Source organism: Pseudomonas sp. GL_135 (assembly GCF_057834665.1).
The window spans coordinates 163,736-180,607 of record NZ_CM174408.1 but is presented as its reverse complement, the minus strand read 5'-3'; the positions used below and the strand labels follow the sequence as shown (position 1 = coordinate 180,607).

The window sequence follows — 16,872 nt, the reverse complement described above, 5'->3', positions numbered from 1 at the left end:
GCCCCGCGAAGCGATTCAGCGGGGCACAGTAAGGCAGGGACAGACGAGTGTCTGTCAGACCGATCCTAAATCACGGCTGGTCTGGAGACTCCTCGCCCGCCTTCTCTTGTTCAGCCTTCTCTTGTTCAGCCTTCTCTCGCTCAGCTTTCTGACGCTCCTCGTCACTCGGTTCCTTGATCTTGTACCAGGCCACGTACAGCGCCGGCAGGAACAACAGCGTCAGCAAGGTCGCGATGATAATCCCGCCGATCATCGCGTAGGCCATCGGCCCCCAGAACACTTCGCGGGCAATGGGGATCATGCCCAGGCTCGCCGCCGCGGCGGTCAGCAGGATCGGTCGACGACGATGTTCAGTCGCTTCCGCCACCGCGTCCCACGGCAGATAACCGGCCACCTCGTATTCGTGGATCTGCGTCACCAGAATCACCGAGTTGCGGATGATGATGCCGATCAGTGCAAGAATTCCGAGGATCGCCACAAAGCCCATGGGCGTTCCGGTCGGCACCAGCGCGAGCACCACGCCGATCAACCCCAACGGCGCCACACTGGCGACGATGAACATCTTTTGCACGCTGTGCAGCTGGATCATCAGGAACGTCGCCATCAGGAAGATCATCAACGGCACGACCTTGGCGATCGGCCCTTGGGCCTTGCCGCTTTCCTCCACCGTACCGCCGGTAGCGATCTTGTAGCCCACCGGCAAACCGGCGGCGAACTTGTCGATCTCGGGCTTGAGCTCCTTGACCAGATCGGTCGGCTGCATCTCATCGCGGACCGCGGCCTTGAGCGTGATCGTCGGTTTGCGATCACGACGCCACACCAGCGGCTGCTCCAGCTCATAACGCACATTGGCGAAGGCCAGCAGCGGGATCGAGGTGCCCTGGGGCGTGACGATCTGCAGGTTCTGCAGGGTTTCCGGCGACCCGCGCTCGGAATCCACCGCACGCCCGACGACGTTGATCAGGTAGATGTCGTCGCGCACCTGGGTCACTGCCGAGCCGGTCACGATGCTGTTCATCAGTTGCGCAACGTCCTCGGACGACAATCCCAACTGCCGCGCCTTGTCCTGATTGATGTCGATACGCAGGACTTTACCCGGCTCGTTCCAGTCGTAGATCATCTCGCCGATGTGTTGATTCTTGTCGAGCAGAGTGGCGAGTTCGATAGCGTGCTGGCGGACTTGGTCAATGTTGTCGCCGCTGACCCGGTACTGAATCGGACGCCCTACCGGCGGCCCCATTTCCAGCGCCTGCACGTAAGTGCCAATGCCGACGAATTCATCACGCAGGCGCTTTTTCAAACGCTCGGTCAACGCCCCGCGCTCTTCCAGCCCTTTGCTGACGATCACCAACTGCGCGTAGTACGGGTTTTCCAACTGCTGATCCAGCGGCAGGTAGAAACGCACCGCGCCTTCGCCGATGTACGTGCTCCAGCTGACGATGTCCGGATCGTCCTTGAGGGTCGCTTCGAGCTTGTCCACCGCGCGGCGCGTCTCGTTGATCGAGGCGTTCTGCGGCAGATTGAGGTCGACCAGAATCTCCGGGCGGTCCGATGACGGGAAGAACTGGTTCTGCACGAAGCGCATGCAGAACAGCGAGGTGGCGAACAGCAAAATCGTGATGATGATAGTCAGCCAGCGGTGACGCATGGCCCAGAACATCGAACCGTTGAAGGCTCTGGCGATGCGTCCGGGCTTGGCGTTCTCGTCGTGCTTCTTCACGTTCTCGCTGAGAATATGCACGCCGATCACCGGCGCAAACAACACGGCAACGACCCACGAGACCAACATGGCGACGGCAATCACGGCGAACAGGGTGAAGGTGTATTCCCCTGCCGAACTGGCGTTTAGGCCGATCGGCACGAAGCCCGCGACCGTCACCAGCGTGCCGGTGAGCATCGGGAAGGCCGTCGAGGTATAGGCATAGGTTGCAGCCTGGGCTTTGGTGTCGCCTTTTTCGAGGCGCGACACCATCATCTCCACCGTGATCATCGCGTCATCGACCAACAAGCCAAGGGCAATGATCAGGGCGCCCAGGGAAATACGCTGCATGGTGATGCCGCTGTATTCCATGAACACAAAGACCATCGCCAGCACCAGCGGGATCGAGCAGGCAACCACCAGCCCCGCGCGCATGCCAAGGCTGATGAAGCTCACGATCAACACGATCACCACGGCCTCGAACAGCGCGCTGGTGAAACCGCCAACGGCCTTCTCGACCACCTGCGCCTGATCGGACACCACATGAACGCCGACGCCGATCGGCAGGTCCGCGGTCGCGGCGCTCATGCGTTCATGCAGCTGCTTGCCGAACTCCTGAACGTTGCCGCCCTTCTTCATGGCGATCGCCAGGCCGATGGCGGGCTTGCCGTCGAAGCGGAACAGCGGCTTGGGCGGATCGGCGTAGCCACGCGTGATTTCGGCAATATCGCTCAAGCGATAGAAGCGATCGTTGAGGCGCAGGTTGACGTTCTCGAGGTCTTTTTCCGACGCGAACTGGCCGGAGGTGCGCACTGAAATTCGCTCAGGCCCGGCTTCGATGACCCCGGCGGGCGTCACGGTGTTCTGCGATTGCAGGCTCTGCACGACCTGACGCTGATCAAGGCCCAAAGCCGCCAGTTTGCGAGTGGAGAAGTTCAGGTACAGCACTTCGTCCTGCTCGCCGATCATCTCGACTTTGCCCAGGCCCGGCACGTCGCGGATCTGGACGCGCACTTGCTCCACGTAGTCGCGCAACTGGCGCAGGGTCAGGCCGTCGGAGGTGAAGGCGTAGATCGAGCCGTAAACGTCACCGAACTCGTCGTTGAACGCCGGCCCTTGCAGGCCTTGAGGGAACTGCCCGCGAATGTCGTCGATCTTCTTGCGCACCTGATACCAGATGTCGGGTATGGCCCCGGCGCTGGTGGTGTCGCGCAGGTAAACGAAGACCGTGGACTCGCCTGGCCGGGTGTAGCTCTTCACATAGTCGAGGGAGTCGAGTTCTTCGAGCTTTTTCTCGATGCGGTCGGTGACCTGCTCCAGGGTTTCGTCCACGGTCGCGCCCGGCCAGCGGGTTTGTATGACCATGGTCTTGATGGTAAACGAAGGGTCTTCTTCGCGGCCCAGATTCATGTAGGAAAACACGCCCATAAGCAGGCCGACGAACATCAGGTACCAAACGAAAGACTGATGCTTGATTGCCCAATCGGAGAGGTTGAACGTCCCTTTCATCGCGGGCTTTCCTTATCGACTTTGATTTTCTGCCCCGGCTTGAGGCTGTTGACCCCGGCGGTTACCACGCGATCGCCGTTGTTGACGCCGCCGTCCAAAACCACCGAGCCATTGCTGCGGCTAACGATATTGACCCCGCGTGGCGAGACTGTCTGGTTTTGCATGTCGATGATCCAGATCTGCGTCTTGCCGTCGACTTCCTGCACGGCCGTGGCGGGCAGCTCAATGCGCGGCTTGATCGCCGAGCTGAGGGTCACACTGATCGCCGTACCCAAACGGAAGGCCGCCGGCGTATCCGCCAAGGTCAAACGTGCGCGACGGGTGCGGGTGGTGCTTTCGGCCTGGGGCTCGAGTTCGCGTACCGTCGCGGTGGTGTTGATCTCCGGCTCCAGCTGGCTGGCGACTGTAAACACAACGTCGCTGGGCAGTTGCTCACCCAGTTGCGCCGGCAGGTCAATGACTGCCTCCTTGATGTCAGGGCGCGCCAGCGTCACCACCTGCTCACCTGCGCTGACTACCTGGCCGGCCTCGACTTTCCATTCGGTGACGACGGCATCGTGATCGGCGCGCAACTCGCTGTAGCTAAGCTGGTCTTTAGCCTGCTGCATCGCGGCCTTGGCCTGATCGTAGGACGACTGGGTGGTTTTCAGGTCAGTGACCGCGACATCCAGCGCGGCCTGGGCGCCAACACCGCGATCGAACAGCTCTTGTTGGCGACGGGCATTGGCCTGGGCGTTGATCAGCTGGGCTTCGACCCGGGCCAGATCGCCCTGGGTCGAGCGCACCTGATTCTGTTGGTCAGTCGGGTCGAGCACGGCGAGCATGTCGCCCTTCTTCACCTGTGCACCGACATCGACGCTGCGCTGGGCGATGCGTCCCGATACGCGAAAGCCCAGGGTGCTTTCATAGCGCGCGGCAATGTTGCCGGCAAAACGACCCAGGTTTTCCTGCGCCTGTGGCTTCACCTCGATGAACAGCACCGGCCGGACCGGTTCCGGTGGCGGCTCTTCCTTGCTGCACGCGCTCAATAGCAGACCGGTCAACACGATTCCCGACAGGCGCTTCATTGTTTGGCTCCTGACGGCTGTTTCGAGAGATCGGTGTACACATCGGCGAGTTCCACCTGCATGTCCGGGTGGAGCAACTGGTTACCGGCAACGACCACTTTTTCACCATTCTTCAAACCGTCGACAATGATCACCTTGCCTGTCAGATAGCGCCCAACCGTGACGCCGCGCAGGCTGACCTTGTTGTTGCCATCGACCACCCACACCGCTGGCTTGCCGAGCTGATCGCCCAGGCCTTTAGTCAATGCGGACCATGGCAGCTCGACGCTGGTTTTGGCCGGCACGCTCAGGGCGGCACTGACCACCGAACCCAGGTCCATGCCCGGCGGCATTGAGGCGAGCGCGATTTTCACTTGCAGCGTGCCTGTCTGCGCCGACACGGCCGGGGTGACTTCGCGAACTTTACCGACGGCCTTGACCTTGGGGTTGTCCAGTAACGTGACTTCCACCGGCTGATCAGTAGGCGGGTTAACAAAAAGCGATTCGTAAACGTTGAACACGGCATCGCGTTCGCCGTCACGGGCCAGGCTGAAGATCGGTGCCGTCGGTTGCACGACCTGGCCGACTTCGGCCTGCCGCGCGGTAATGATGCCCGGCGCATCGGCGATCAAGGCGGTGTAACTCAGTTGCTCGCGGGCATTGGCCAGTTGCGCCTGGGCGGCTTTGAGCGCGCTCTGGCTGCTGCGCAATTGCGCCTGGGCCGAGTCGTACTCACTGCGGCTGGTGTAGCCCTTGGGCAAGAGCTTTTCCTGACGCACGAAAGCAGCGGAGGTTTGCTTCACGCGGGCCTGCTCGGCGGCGACGGCAGCAATGGCCGAGTCGACGTTGGTCTGCAGGTCTTTGGGGTCGAGCTTGGCCAGCACTTGTTTGGCCGACACCCGATCGCCGACATCAACCGAGCGCTGAATGATCTTGCCACCCACGCGGAACGAAAGTTGCGTCTGCACCCGCGCCTGAACATCGCCGGTCAGCGCCACGTCTGCGGCGAAATCGGCCGTCTTGACCTCCTGCGCCTGCACGCGTGCGCGCACCGGTTCCTGGGGCTTTTCCTTCTCACAGCCAGCAAGAATGGCCAGGCACAGACCGAGGAAGAGGACGGTCACACGACCATGAAAAAAGAGGGGTTGGGCGGGCATGCAAGCTCCTTGTGCCAATGCCGTTGCGACACCGCGCCGCCGGACGCCGTAGCGATGTGATCATGCGACTGTGAGCTTACATCAGGGTTCCTTGGCGCACACCGATATGGGTGCGCTAAACGCTGCCGCAATGTATGCCGTAGCGGTGACTGACACAATGCATTCGCGAGCAAGCAATGCCGGTCCCGCTGGACGAGCGCGATGCTTTTAAGTGGGACCGGCTTCAGCCGGGAAGAGGCAGGTGGGGACAACCTCGATTTTTTGCGCTGCAATACCGACGCCTTCCCGGCTAAAGCCGGTCCTACAGTCGAGGTCACAGCCAATCCCACTGGACGAGCGCGATGCTTTTTAGTGGGACCGGCTTCAGCCGGGAAGGGGCAGGTGGGGACAACCTCGATTTTTTGCGCTGCAATACCGATGCCTTCCCGGCTAAAGCCGGTCCTACAGTCGAGGTCACTGCCAATCCCGCTGGACGAGCGCGATGCTTTTTAGTGGGACCGGCTTCAGCCGGGAAGAGGCAGGTGAGGACAACCTCGATTTTTGCGCTGCAATACCGATGCCTTCCCGGCTAAAGCCGGTCCTACAGTCGAGGTCACAGCCCATCCCGCTTAACGAGCGCGATGCTTTTTAGTGGGACCGGCTTCAGCCGGGAAGGGGCAGGTGGGGACAACCTCGATTTTTGCGCTGCAATACCGACGCCTTCCCGGCTAAAGCCGGTCCTACAGTCGAGGTCACTGCCAATCCCGCTGGACGAGCGCGATGGTCCCACAATTGGCAGTCAACTGCCTGCGCCACCGTGGGCTTCTTCGAAGAAGAAATCCTTCCAGCTGTCGGCCTTGTTTTTCAGCACACCGAGTTCGTGGAGTTTTTCGGCGTAAATGAACGTGCGCTGGGGCACGACGGTGAAGTCGATTTCAGGATCGGAGACGATCTTCTCCACCAGCGGCAACGGCAGCTTGGATTTCTCGACATCGATGTAGGTCTTCGCCGCGGCAGGTTTGTCGGCTTTGATGATTTTCTCGGCCTCGGCCAGGGCGTCATAGAACGCTTTGTAGGTCTTCGGGTTTTCGTCGTGGAATTTCTGGGTGGTGTAGAGCACGTTGAACGTCGCCTGGCCACCCAGCACATCGTACGAACTCAGCACTTTATGCACCTTGGGGTTTTCCAGCTCCTGATACTGAAAAGGCGGACTGGAGAAGTGCGCGCTGATTTCCGAACCGCCGGCGATCAGCGCCGACGTGGCGTCCGGGTGCGGCAGGCTGACGGAGATGTTGTCGAACTTCTTGAAATTCTCGTTCCCAAAGAGCTTGGCGGTTTCGATCTGCAACGTACGCGACTGGAAACCCACGCCCGCCGCCGGCACCGCGATGCGGTCCTTGTCGGTGAAGTCGTTGAGGGTTTTCACGTTCGGGTTGTTGCTGAGCAGGTAATTGGGCATCGAGCCCAGCGACGCGATTGCCTTAACGTTCTGCTTGCCCTTGGTGCGGTCCCAGATGGTCAGCATCGGCGGCACGCCCGCCGACACCACGTCCAGCGCGCCAGCCAGCAGAGCTTCATTCATCGCGGTGGCGCCGGAAATACTGTTCCAGTCGACCTTGATGTCCAGGCCCTGCTCCTTGCCGTGCTTCTCGATCAGCTTCTGCTGCTGAACGACGTCCAGAATCAGATAACCGATACCGAACTGCTGGGCGATGCTGATCTTGCCTTCAGCGTGAGCGCCGTTGCTCAACAAGGCCAGCCCCAGTGCGGCGGCGAGCGTGGTCAGTGTCGGGCGCTTGAACGGTGCAACTCTCTTTGGAAAATTCATACATTTCTCACGATGAAGGCGAAAGGGGTGACAGCCTCATTGCCTATCAAGCGGCCACAAGGCGGAGCGTTCGTTTGATAAAGCAGATCAGCGCTGCATGCCCCACCGCTTCACGGTCAGGCGCTCGACGTTGCTGAACAGCAGGTTTTCCACCAGCAGACCGATGATGATCACCGCCGCCAGACCCGCGAACACCTTGTCGGTGTACAGCTCGTTGCGGTTCTGGAAGATGTACCAGCCCAGACCGCCCTTGCCTGAAGACGCACCGAACACCAGTTCAGCGGCGATGAGGGTTCGCCAGGCAAACGCCCAGCCGATCTTCAGGCCTGCGAGAATCGACGGCAGCGCAGCGGGGATCAGGATGTACCAGACGAACCGCAGGCCCTTGAGGCCATAGTTGCGCCCGGCCATGCGCTGGGTTTCAGAGACGCCGAGAAACCCCGCGTACGTGTTCAATGCCAGCGCCCAGAGCACGGAGTGCACCAGCACGAAGATCAAGCTGTTCTCACCCAGGCCAAACCACAGCAGCGACAGCGGCAGCAGCGCGATGGCCGGCAACGGGTTGAACATCGCCGTCAGCGTGCCCAACAGGTCGCGGCCCAGTTGGGTCGACACCGCCAGCGTGGTCAGGCCGAACGCCAGGACGATGCCGATCAGGTAGCCCTTGATCAGGACCGTCAGGGAAATCCAGACCTTGTTCAGCAACTCGCCGCTGGCGATGCCGTCGATGAACGCCGAAGCGGTTTGCAGAAAGCTTGGCAGCAGCAGGTCGTTGCCCTGAATGCGCGCGGCGATTTCCCAGATGATTGCCAGGGCGACGAGGATGACGGCCTTGCGCACCCAGCTGACCTGCCAGATGCGTTGCGCGAGGGGAATGTCGCGGGCCAGGTCTTCCTGAGTGAAAGGCTCCAGCACGACTTCATATTCTTCCCGCAGAGGGGGTGAAAGGCTCATGGGTATATCTCTCAAGTAAGCAGCTCGGCTGACCGCGCATTGTGGGAGTGAGCTTGCTCGCGAAGAGGCCAGCACAGACGATCAATCTGCAGCGTCTGAACGTCAGCTTCGCGAGCAAGGTGGAGCGCCACCCCGGTCGCTCCCACAGGTGACCAGCGATTTACGATCAGTAGGCAATCCGTACATCCTGAAACCGCAGATCGGGCTCGACCGCAGGCGCTTCGCCCTCGTCGAACAGCAGCCGGTGAATGCGCTGCGCAGACGCCTGAAACTCGACGCCGCCGAGGCTCTTCAGGTTGTACTGATGGCTGTTGATCTCGGCGCGCACGCGGCCAGGATGGGGCGACAGCAGCAGAATCCGGTTGCCCACCACCAGCGCTTCCTCGATGGAGTGGGTCACGAACAGCAGCGTAAAGCGCACCTCTTCCCACAGCTCCAGCAGCTCTTCCTGCATCTTGCGGCGAGTCAACGCATCAAGCGCGGCGAAGGGCTCGTCCATAAGCAGGATCTTGGGTTGCATCGCTAACGCCCGGGCAATTGCCACGCGTGCCTTCATGCCGCCGGACAAGGTGTGCGGGTAAGCGTCAGCGAAAGCGCTCAGGCCGACTTTCTCCAGGTAATACCGCGCACGCTCCTCGGCTTCGCGACGCTTAAGGGTGCGCGAAGCCAGCAGCGGAAACATGACGTTCTGGATCACCGTCTTCCATGGCGGCAACTGGTCGAATTCCTGGAACACCACAATCCGGTCCGGCCCCGGCTCCTTTACCTCCTGGCCGGCCAGACAAATCTGCCCTTCGCTGGGCTGAATGAACCCGGCCACGGCTTTGAGCAGCGTTGACTTGCCGCAGCCCGACGGGCCAAGCAGGACAAAACGGTCGGCCGGATCGATTTCAAAACTGACTTGATGGGTGGCCCGCACCACGCGTTCCGGCGTGCGGTATTCAAGGCTGACGCCCTGTACTTGCAGCAGCGCTTCAGCGGTGGGCTGATTGGCCTGGTGCGCGTTCAAGCGATCGCTAGCCGTGTGGCTTTGCAGAACAGCGTTCATGGAGCTCTCCTGAATCAGAACGGCGCATCGCCCTGAATGGTGGTGCGGTGCAGGCGACGGCGCAGGTGATCGGGCGTGCCACCGGCCAGATGAATCAGCGAACGGTTGTCCCAGAACACCATGTCGTTCTCCTGCCAGTTGTGGCGGTAAACGCCTTCCGGACGAACGCTGTGGGCGTACAGCTCAGTCAGAATCGCCTGACTCTCGTCTTCCGGCAGGCCGACGATGTGGGTCGTGAAGCCTTCGCTGACGAACAGCGCCTTGCGCCCGTTTTCCGGGTGGGTACGCACGATCGGGTGGCTGACCACCGCGACCTGGGCCAACTGTTCAGCGCTGAGGGTCGGGCGCCAGTTATCGGCGTTATGCCCATGGCTGTAGCGCGAGGTGTAACTGTGCACGGCGTTGCGCCCTTCCACGGCTTTGCGCAGATGCTCGGGCAGCGTGTCCCAGGCCAGGTGCATGTCCGCGAACAGGGTGTCGCCGCCTTCGCTTGGCAGCTCCTGGGCGTAGAGCATTGAGCCCAGGCTTGGCAGTTCTTTGTAGGACAGGTCCGAGTGCCAGTATTTGCCGGCATCGCCCAGCCCGACCGGCTGACCGTTCTCGACAATATTGGAGACGATCAAAATCTCGGGATGATGGGCGAGCAGGAATTGCTTGAGCACGTGAATCTGTAGAACGCCAAAACGGCGGCTGAAATCGATCTGTTGCTGTGGAGTGATGTGCTGATCGCGAAAAACGACAACGTGATAATCGAGATGCGCTTGGTGCACGCGGGCAAAATCAGCGTCGTTGAGCGGACGGGACAGATCCAGACCGACGATTTCCGCGCCCACCTTTTCGGCGAATGGACGCACATCGAACTGCTGACCGGGCGCTTGCGCGGAAGAAGCGTGGGAGGCTGCTGGCATGAGAACTCCGACTCCAAAAGGTGTGGCTGAGGAGGGAGGACTTTAAAGCTATAAGAAGCGAATTTTAAATATCGTTAGAGCATATGCATAGCGCCGAACGACCTAGGGACGGCCGTCGGCCATCGTCGTCATCAGCGCAGTTGCAAGCCGAGGAACGCTGACGATCCATGAGCTTTGAACGCAAAAAACGCGCTTGCCCGGCACCACTCCCTGCACCCGATGACGATGCGTCAGCGGAGCGGGAACAGCGGCGGGCAAGCGCGTTTTTATCAATAAACGCGCTGCAATCGCGCGTTCAGGCCTTCATCAGAACGCCGGCAATACCGCGCCGTCGTACTTCTTGTTGATGAAGTCTTTGACTTGCTGGCTGGTCAACGCCTTGGACAGCTTCTCGATCGCGTCGGTATGGGCGTTGTCGGTACGGGTCACCAGGTAGTTCACGTACGGCGAGTCGGCACCTTCCAGAATCAGCGCATCCTTTTTAGGGCTGAGCTTGGCTTCCAGCGCGTAGTTGGTGTTGATCAGATCCAGGTCAACCTGATCCAGCGCGCGCGGCAGCAGCGCCGATTCCAGCTCGCGGAATTTCAGTTTCTTCGGGTTGGTAGCGATGTCTTTCGGCGTCGACAAGGCGTTGGTCGGGTCTTTCAGGGTGATCAAACCGTTCTTCTGCAACAGCAGCAGGGCGCGACCGGCGTTGCTGCCTTCGTTCGGAATGGCAACGGTTGCGCCTTCAGGCAACTGATCGATGGACTTCCACTTCTTCGAGTAGCCGCCGAACGGTTCGACGTGTACGCCGACGCCGGTCACCAGGGTGGCGCCCTTGCCTTTGTTGAAGCCGTCCAGGTAAGGCTTGGTCTGGAAGTAGTTGGCGTCCAGACGCTTCTCGTTCAGTTGCACGTTGGGCTGCACATAGTCAGTGAAGACCTTGATCTGCAGGTCCACGCCTTCTTTGGCCAGTTCAGGCTTGATCAGCTCAAGGATCTCGGCGTGCGGAACAGCGGTGGCGCCCACGACGAGCTTCTCGGCAGCTTGTGCAGCGCTGATGCCCAGGGAGAGAGCAGCCGCCAGTGCGGTGAACAGAAACGTCTTCTTCATGCGATGTCCTTAATAGAAATCGGGTCGCCTCGTGGGCGACTTGTCTTCGGTCTGCCGCGGGATCGACCCTCGGCAGGGTGGCGGCTGGTGCCGACAGTACCGAGATTTTTTATTCCGAGACAATACTTTTTAGTCAGGCGGTTATGCTTTTTCGTTCTCAGTGAGCATTTTGCCACCCCACCGCTTGGCGCCAGGGCCGAAGCGTCGTCAGCGAACAGGCAGATTCAAATGCTCGGGCAGGATCTCCGCGCCGCTGCTGACCAGCAGCGCGAAGTGGATGACGTTCTCCAGCTCCCGCGTGTTGCCCGGCCAGTAATGAGCTTCGAGCACCCGCTGCGCGTCTTCGCTGATCAACGGCATCTCGAAATCGAAGCGCTGGCTGTAAATCCCCAGGAAGTACTCGGCCAACGGCAGGATGTTGCCCGGCTGCTCGCGCAACGCCGGCAGGTCGAGGCGCCCTTCGTTCAAGTAGCGATAAAGCCGCTCATGGAATTTGCCGGCGGCGACAGCCAGGCGCAGATCGATGCTGGTCGCGGCGACCAGCCTGACGTCGACCTGGCTGGGCTGCGTGGCGCCGACGCGGGTGACTTCGTGGTTCTCCAGCGCGGCCAGCAACTTTATCTGAATGGCCATGGGCAGGTCGGCGATCTCATCCAGATACAGCGTGCCGCCCGTTGCGGAGCCGAACCAGCCGGCCCGACTGCTGGCAGAACCGCTGTGGGCGCCAGCGGCGTACCCGAACAACTCGGCGTCGGCGTAGGTCGAGCTGATAGCACCGCAGTTGACCGACACGAACAACCCCGCCCGGTCGCTGCCACGGTGAATATGACGCGCCAGCAATTCCTTGCCTGTGCCGGATTCGCCGCGGATCAGTACCGGCAAGTCCAGCGGCGCCAGCAGCTCCATCTCTTCACGCAATTGCCGCGATCGCGGATCGATGAACACCAAGGCCTTGGCGCGGATGCTCAGCGGGCTTTTTTCAGCATCAGGGAAGGTCAACAGCGGGTTGCTCGAAATGTCGGAAAGGCTCATGGCAGGCTCCCGCCCCGGCCATCCATTGACCGAAGCGTTTTTAAAAAAAAGGCCGCAGCGCCTGTCGGTTCACTGCGGCGAAAGTGATCGTGAGAAAAGAGGTCCCAGGCGCAACAACCGGCGCGAACGCGGTGGTCATGCGCGGCGGCGGTTGAAATGCTCGATGCGCCCTTGCAGCCGGTACAGGTAAGCGAAACCCTGTTCCCAGCGTTGATGGCCGGACTTCACGTTGATATGACCCGCGCCGCTGAGGATGCCGATTTCCGCGCCCCAGTTGCGGGCCATTTCCATCGCGCGCAACGCGCTGACGGCTGAGTCGTTGTCCGAGCTGACGACTTGGGTCGGGAACGGCAGCAGGTGCTCGGGAATCGGCGCAAAATTACGAATGGCAGGCGGGCAATTGGGCCGTTCGACGTCGGCGGGGGCCACCAGCAGGGCGCCGCGCACCTGACGCAAACTCGCCAGTGGCGCCAGTTGCGCCCAATGGGCGACGGTGACGCAACCCAGGCTGTGGGCGATGAGAATCACCGGCGTGGTGTCAGACGCGATAACGCGTTGCAGCTCACCCACCCAATCTTCTCGGCGCGGCTTGAGCCAGTCGGCCTGCTGCACACGCACGCTGTTGGGCAGGCTGTTCTGCCAGTGGGTTTGCCAATGGTCGTCGGCAGATCCTTGCCAGCCTGGCACGATCAGGTAACGGATCGATTCGTTATGCATGGCCTTCGCCTCCTGCATGCTGCGTTCATGGGGGCGAGTATAGGGATCGGACATATATTCGAAAAAGAATAAGAAGCTATTTATTAATAGCTCGAAAATATATGCCGCAACTTCAGGGGACGGCCCAAAAAAGAGGGCCACCCCCTGCCTTAAAGGGGTGACCCTGAGAATCACGCTGTCTGCCCCCAGCTCGCCGGGGATGAGCAGAGATTAAGGGGCGGTTGTTACAGAAATTTTTATCCGAAGAAATTCTCCACAAGCCGGCGAGACTGGAGCAATGGGTCGCCAGGTATTAACCCCGCGCAGGCTTGAGCACCGGGTCATTCTCGGCGACCCGTTCAAACCGGTTCGCCCGCCCGAAGGTGCCGAAATCATTGAAGCGAACCCCCATTTCGGCCATCACTTTGTGCGCAACGGGCGCCGTCATCTGGCGTATGTAAAACGGCTCCTTCACCACGAAGTGATGAATACCGTGGGTGCTGCCGAAGTTGAAGCAGAACGCCTGCATCGGCCACATCCACCACGGATTGAGCACTTGGGTCTGCTGCATGACATTCCCCAGTTCGACGTCGCCGTAGTAATGCATGTTCGAACTGACGAAATGCAGACAGAAGGTACGCAGCACGTTCGGGCCAACCAGCACCACGACAGCGACGTCGATGACGTGCATGACCGCCAGCGTATTCGCCGACCAGCCAATCGAGCTGCCCATCAGGCCGGCAATACCATTGGCGGCATGGAAGCCAAGAAACACGTACCAAGCGCCCCAGTTGAGCAGCGCCAGCGGCGCATAAACGCGAAGGGTGCGCTTGAGAATGCTGAATTTATGCGCCCAGGTTTTCGCCCGCAGCATGCGGATCAGCGACGACATGACGTTGTCGCCCACCATCAACAGCCGCGCCAGGCCCCACGGCTCGCCATTGGTGATAGCGCGCTCTTCCATATCCGCCTCGGTCCCGGACACCTTGTGGTGATTGAGGTGCAGGTGCCGACGAATCCAGGGGTTGATCGTGCTCGGACGCGCCAGCCAGACCAGCGCCAGCATCAGGTTGTGGGGCACTCGCTGCTTGCGGAAATACATGCTGTGGATCAGGTCGTGTTCAAGCTCATGGGTCAGCGAAGCGAAGAACGCGTTCAGCAGCAGACACGCCCACCAGGCCAGGTAACCCCCGAGATAGAGCGCCGCGCTGCCGATCATGCCGGCGAGTGCAAAACACAGAATGCCGGCGCCGATGGCGTCCTGGTGCCGCAGCACTGGATACCGTTCTCGCAGCACGGCGCCACGGGCGGACACCACCGCGCGAATATGCGCTGATCGTTGTTGTGCATTCAGTCCGGCAGCACTTGCAGAAGTGTCGTGCATGCTTCCATTCTCCGGTTTCAGGATGAAAAAACGTGGCACCACTGTGCCGCTTAAGCCGGGATGCTGCCTGACCGTGAACGCCAATCTGTAGACCGGAAGCGCCAACCTGTATGCCTGAGCCGAGCATCCTCGCCAGCTGGACCCGCGCCCTGCGCAAGCAACTCGAGGCCCTTGGCCTCGACAGTCTCGCGCTGAGCCAGGCTGCGGGCCTGGATCCGCAACTGATGGATGATCCCAACGCGCGATACCCGGTGACGGTGACCACCCGTTTTTGGGAACTCGCCGTGCAAGCCAGCGGCGATCCGGCGCTGGGCTTGCGGGTGTCACGGTTCGTCAGCCCGACGACTTTCCATGCGCTCGGTTACGCGCTGGTCGCCAGCGGCTCGTTGCGTGAGGTGTTCGAGCGCATCGTGCGTTATCACCCGGTGGTCAGCGACGCGCTGGTCATGAGCTTTGAACGTGTGGACGAGCGTTACGAATTTCGCTTCCGCGTGCCCGACGGCAGTCCGATGCCGGCCAATGAGGCCATGGACGCTTTCGCCGCGATCTATGTGCGCACTTGCCGCAACCGCCTGGGACGTCATTACGCGCCGCTGGCCGTGCACCTGATGCGGCCACAGCCTGAAGACCCGCAGCCCTGGCATGACGTCTTCCGTGCGCCGCTGTTCTTCGGCGCAGCGGACAACCTGCTGAGCTTCGCCTGCGACGATTTCGACAGCCATCTGGACGATGCCAATCCGGAGCTGGCCGAGCATAACGAGGCTGTGCTCAACCGCACCCTTGAGCAACTCAGCGCACTGACCTGGGAGCGCAAGGTAAGGGGCGCCATCGAGGCCCAACTGCCGGAAGGCGAACCGTCGGCCGAGCACATCGCCCACACGCTGCACCTGAGCCTGCGCAGCCTCCAGCGCCATTTGGCCGACGAGGGTTGCCGCTACGATTTGCTGCTCAATCAGTGCCGGCAGAATCTGGCGCTGCAACACATGCGCGACCCGGGTTGCTCGCTCAGCGAAGTCGCCTATCTGCTCGGCTTCGCGGACACCAGCAGTTTCAGCCGCGCGTTCAAGCGCTGGACCGGCATGACGCCCGGTCAGTATCGCGAGGGCTTGAACCGCTGACCGGTGATGCCATCACGCATCTGCGCCGGTCAGACGATGAAGGGCCGTCTCGCGTAGCCATTCGGTGTCCAGCACATGGATCAGGTCATGATCGCGGCGCACGATCTGCCGTTCGGCGAACTGCCCCAACACCCGCTCGACCACCTCACCGCTCAGCCCCAGGCAGCGATTGGATGCCATGTCGGAGAGGGGCACGCTGCGCACGGATCGGTCCATCTCGCCATAGGCTTCGGCCAGCATCAGCAGCCGAAACGCCACACGCTCTTCAGTGGGCATCAGGGTGATGTTTTCAACGGCAGGTACGGCGAGCCCGAGCTTGCGCCCCAGCAGCTCGCGAAAATGGCGCCACAACGGCGGGTGATCTGTCAGCAGTTGCTTAAGTGGCGCATGGGACATGTGCAGGAGAATGACCGCGCCCTGGGCGAACACATCGTGGGTCGCGGGCAGGTCGTCGAATAGCGAGGCTTCGCCAAACCAGAAGGGCCGATAGCCTTCTGCCGGAGGCATGTCCGCTTGCTGCGGTTTGAGGGGATTGATGCGCAACGAGCCCGTGAGCAACGCGTACAGGCCGGGCGCCGGATCGCCGCGCTGGAAGATCGATTTGCCGGGCGTCACCCGGCGCTGCCGCATGCCGATCAGCAAGCTATCCTGCAACAGCGCAGGCAGATCGCGGAACCATCGGTCGTTGATAAACCATGAGCGCCATTGGGTTCCATTCGTCATGTGAATCTCCTTTTGATAGCCGGCGTTTTGTTGCAGGCTGAACCGTCCAGCGGGCTCAGCCTAAAAAATCAGCGGCATGATCCACGCATCCATAGAGGAATAACAATGAAAAACCTCGTCGATCACCTCAGCCAGTACGCGGCCTACCACCGCGACACCCGCAATATCGTTACCCACTTCGTCGGCATTCCCCTGATCGTGATTGCGGTGGCCGTGCTGTTGTCACGCCCCGGTTGGACCAGCTGGTCCCTCGGCGGGATTTGGGTGTCCCCCGCCTTGCTGGTGAGTCTGGCCGCGACGCTTTTCTACCTGCGGCTGGATGCCTTCTTCGGCGTACTGATGGGTGTCCTGCTCGCGCTGTGTCTGTGGCTCGGCGCGAACCTGGCGCAACAGAGCACCATGGTCTGGCTCAGCGCAGGCGTCGGGTTGTTCGTACTCGGTTGGGTGATTCAGTTTGTGGGCCATTATTACGAGGGCCGCAAGCCCGCGTTTGTCGACGACCTCACAGGCCTGATCATCGGCCCGCTGTTTGTCGTCGCCGAAGCGGCTTTTCTGCTGGGAATGAGAAAGAAGTTGCAGCACGCCATCGAGGCGCGAGTGGGCAAGACGCACCGGCGGGATTTGAAAAAGGCTGCGGTTTAGAACTGTGTTTTAACAACCAATCAGATCGATCGTCGAAGGACATCGCTGATTTCC

The 16,872-nt window shown here is 60.9% G+C and carries 13 protein-coding genes and 1 pseudogene; 2 read left to right on the top strand and 12 right to left on the bottom strand.

Annotated elements, in window-relative coordinates; translation table 11 throughout:
- Positions 1-70: 70 nt before the first annotated feature.
- The 11 genes and pseudogenes from AC3ISG_RS00810 to AC3ISG_RS00760 all read right to left on the bottom strand — a co-directional run bounded on the left by AC3ISG_RS00810 (position 71) and on the right by AC3ISG_RS00760 (position 14,335).
- The gene (locus tag AC3ISG_RS00810; RefSeq protein WP_489298308.1) at positions 71-3,208 is read right to left on the bottom strand and encodes an efflux RND transporter permease subunit; all 3,138 of its coding nucleotides are present in this window, start codon (positions 3,206-3,208) and stop codon (positions 71-73) included.
- Positions 3,205-4,275, bottom strand: coding sequence for an efflux RND transporter periplasmic adaptor subunit (locus AC3ISG_RS00805; protein WP_489298307.1), 1,071 nt, complete (start codon positions 4,273-4,275; stop codon positions 3,205-3,207). Before AC3ISG_RS00805 ends, AC3ISG_RS00810 begins: the two co-directional genes overlap by 4 nt.
- Positions 4,272-5,411 carry an efflux RND transporter periplasmic adaptor subunit gene (locus tag AC3ISG_RS00800; protein WP_489298306.1) on the bottom strand — a complete coding sequence of 380 codons (1,140 nt, stop codon included), beginning with the start codon at positions 5,409-5,411 and terminating at the stop codon, positions 4,272-4,274. Before AC3ISG_RS00800 ends, AC3ISG_RS00805 begins: the two co-directional genes overlap by 4 nt.
- Before the next feature lie 778 nt (positions 5,412-6,189).
- Positions 6,190-7,218: an ABC transporter substrate-binding protein gene (locus AC3ISG_RS00795; protein WP_489298305.1), complete on the bottom strand. Its 1,029-nt coding sequence runs from the start codon at positions 7,216-7,218 to the stop codon at positions 6,190-6,192.
- Between the two features lie 87 nt (positions 7,219-7,305).
- Positions 7,306-8,172 carry an ABC transporter permease gene (locus tag AC3ISG_RS00790; RefSeq protein ID WP_489298304.1) on the bottom strand — a complete coding sequence of 289 codons (867 nt, stop codon included), beginning with the start codon at positions 8,170-8,172 and terminating at the stop codon, positions 7,306-7,308.
- Positions 8,173-8,338: 166 nt separating this feature from the next.
- Positions 8,339-9,220, bottom strand: a complete 882-nt coding sequence (locus tag AC3ISG_RS00785; RefSeq protein WP_122536746.1) for an ABC transporter ATP-binding protein — start codon at positions 9,218-9,220, stop codon at positions 8,339-8,341.
- A gap of 14 nt (positions 9,221-9,234) precedes the next feature.
- Positions 9,235-10,128 (bottom strand): TauD/TfdA dioxygenase family protein, encoded by an 894-nt coding sequence (locus tag AC3ISG_RS00780; protein ID WP_489298303.1) that lies wholly within the window; start codon positions 10,126-10,128, stop codon positions 9,235-9,237.
- A 306-nt stretch (positions 10,129-10,434) separates the two neighbouring features.
- Complete coding sequence (locus AC3ISG_RS00775) at positions 10,435-11,223, bottom strand: MetQ/NlpA family ABC transporter substrate-binding protein (RefSeq protein WP_172610077.1); 789 nt, start codon at positions 11,221-11,223, stop codon at positions 10,435-10,437.
- A 216-nt stretch (positions 11,224-11,439) separates the two neighbouring features.
- Positions 11,440-12,255, bottom strand: a pseudogene (locus AC3ISG_RS00770) (sigma 54-interacting transcriptional regulator); the annotation flags it as partial.
- A 135-nt stretch (positions 12,256-12,390) separates the two neighbouring features.
- Positions 12,391-12,972, bottom strand: a complete 582-nt coding sequence (locus AC3ISG_RS00765; RefSeq protein WP_489298302.1) for an alpha/beta hydrolase — start codon at positions 12,970-12,972, stop codon at positions 12,391-12,393.
- Positions 12,973-13,264: 292 nt separating this feature from the next.
- Positions 13,265-14,335 carry a fatty acid desaturase gene (locus tag AC3ISG_RS00760; RefSeq protein WP_489298301.1) on the bottom strand — a complete coding sequence of 357 codons (1,071 nt, stop codon included), beginning with the start codon at positions 14,333-14,335 and terminating at the stop codon, positions 13,265-13,267.
- 110 nt (positions 14,336-14,445) lie between these two features.
- On the opposite strand from AC3ISG_RS00760, the gene AC3ISG_RS00755 reads away from it, so the two are divergent.
- The gene (locus AC3ISG_RS00755; protein WP_489298300.1) at positions 14,446-15,453 is read left to right on the top strand and encodes an AraC family transcriptional regulator; all 1,008 of its coding nucleotides are present in this window, start codon (positions 14,446-14,448) and stop codon (positions 15,451-15,453) included.
- 12 nt (positions 15,454-15,465) lie between these two features.
- Here the strand turns inward: AC3ISG_RS00755 and AC3ISG_RS00750 are convergent, their stop codons facing one another.
- The gene (locus AC3ISG_RS00750; RefSeq protein ID WP_489298299.1) at positions 15,466-16,176 is read right to left on the bottom strand and encodes a Crp/Fnr family transcriptional regulator; all 711 of its coding nucleotides are present in this window, start codon (positions 16,174-16,176) and stop codon (positions 15,466-15,468) included.
- A gap of 105 nt (positions 16,177-16,281) precedes the next feature.
- Between AC3ISG_RS00750 and AC3ISG_RS00745 the strand changes: the two genes are divergently transcribed.
- On the top strand, positions 16,282-16,818 hold the full coding sequence (locus tag AC3ISG_RS00745; protein WP_205485971.1) for an Mpo1 family 2-hydroxy fatty acid dioxygenase: 537 nt from the start codon (positions 16,282-16,284) through the stop codon (positions 16,816-16,818).
- Positions 16,819-16,872 lie beyond the last annotated feature (54 nt).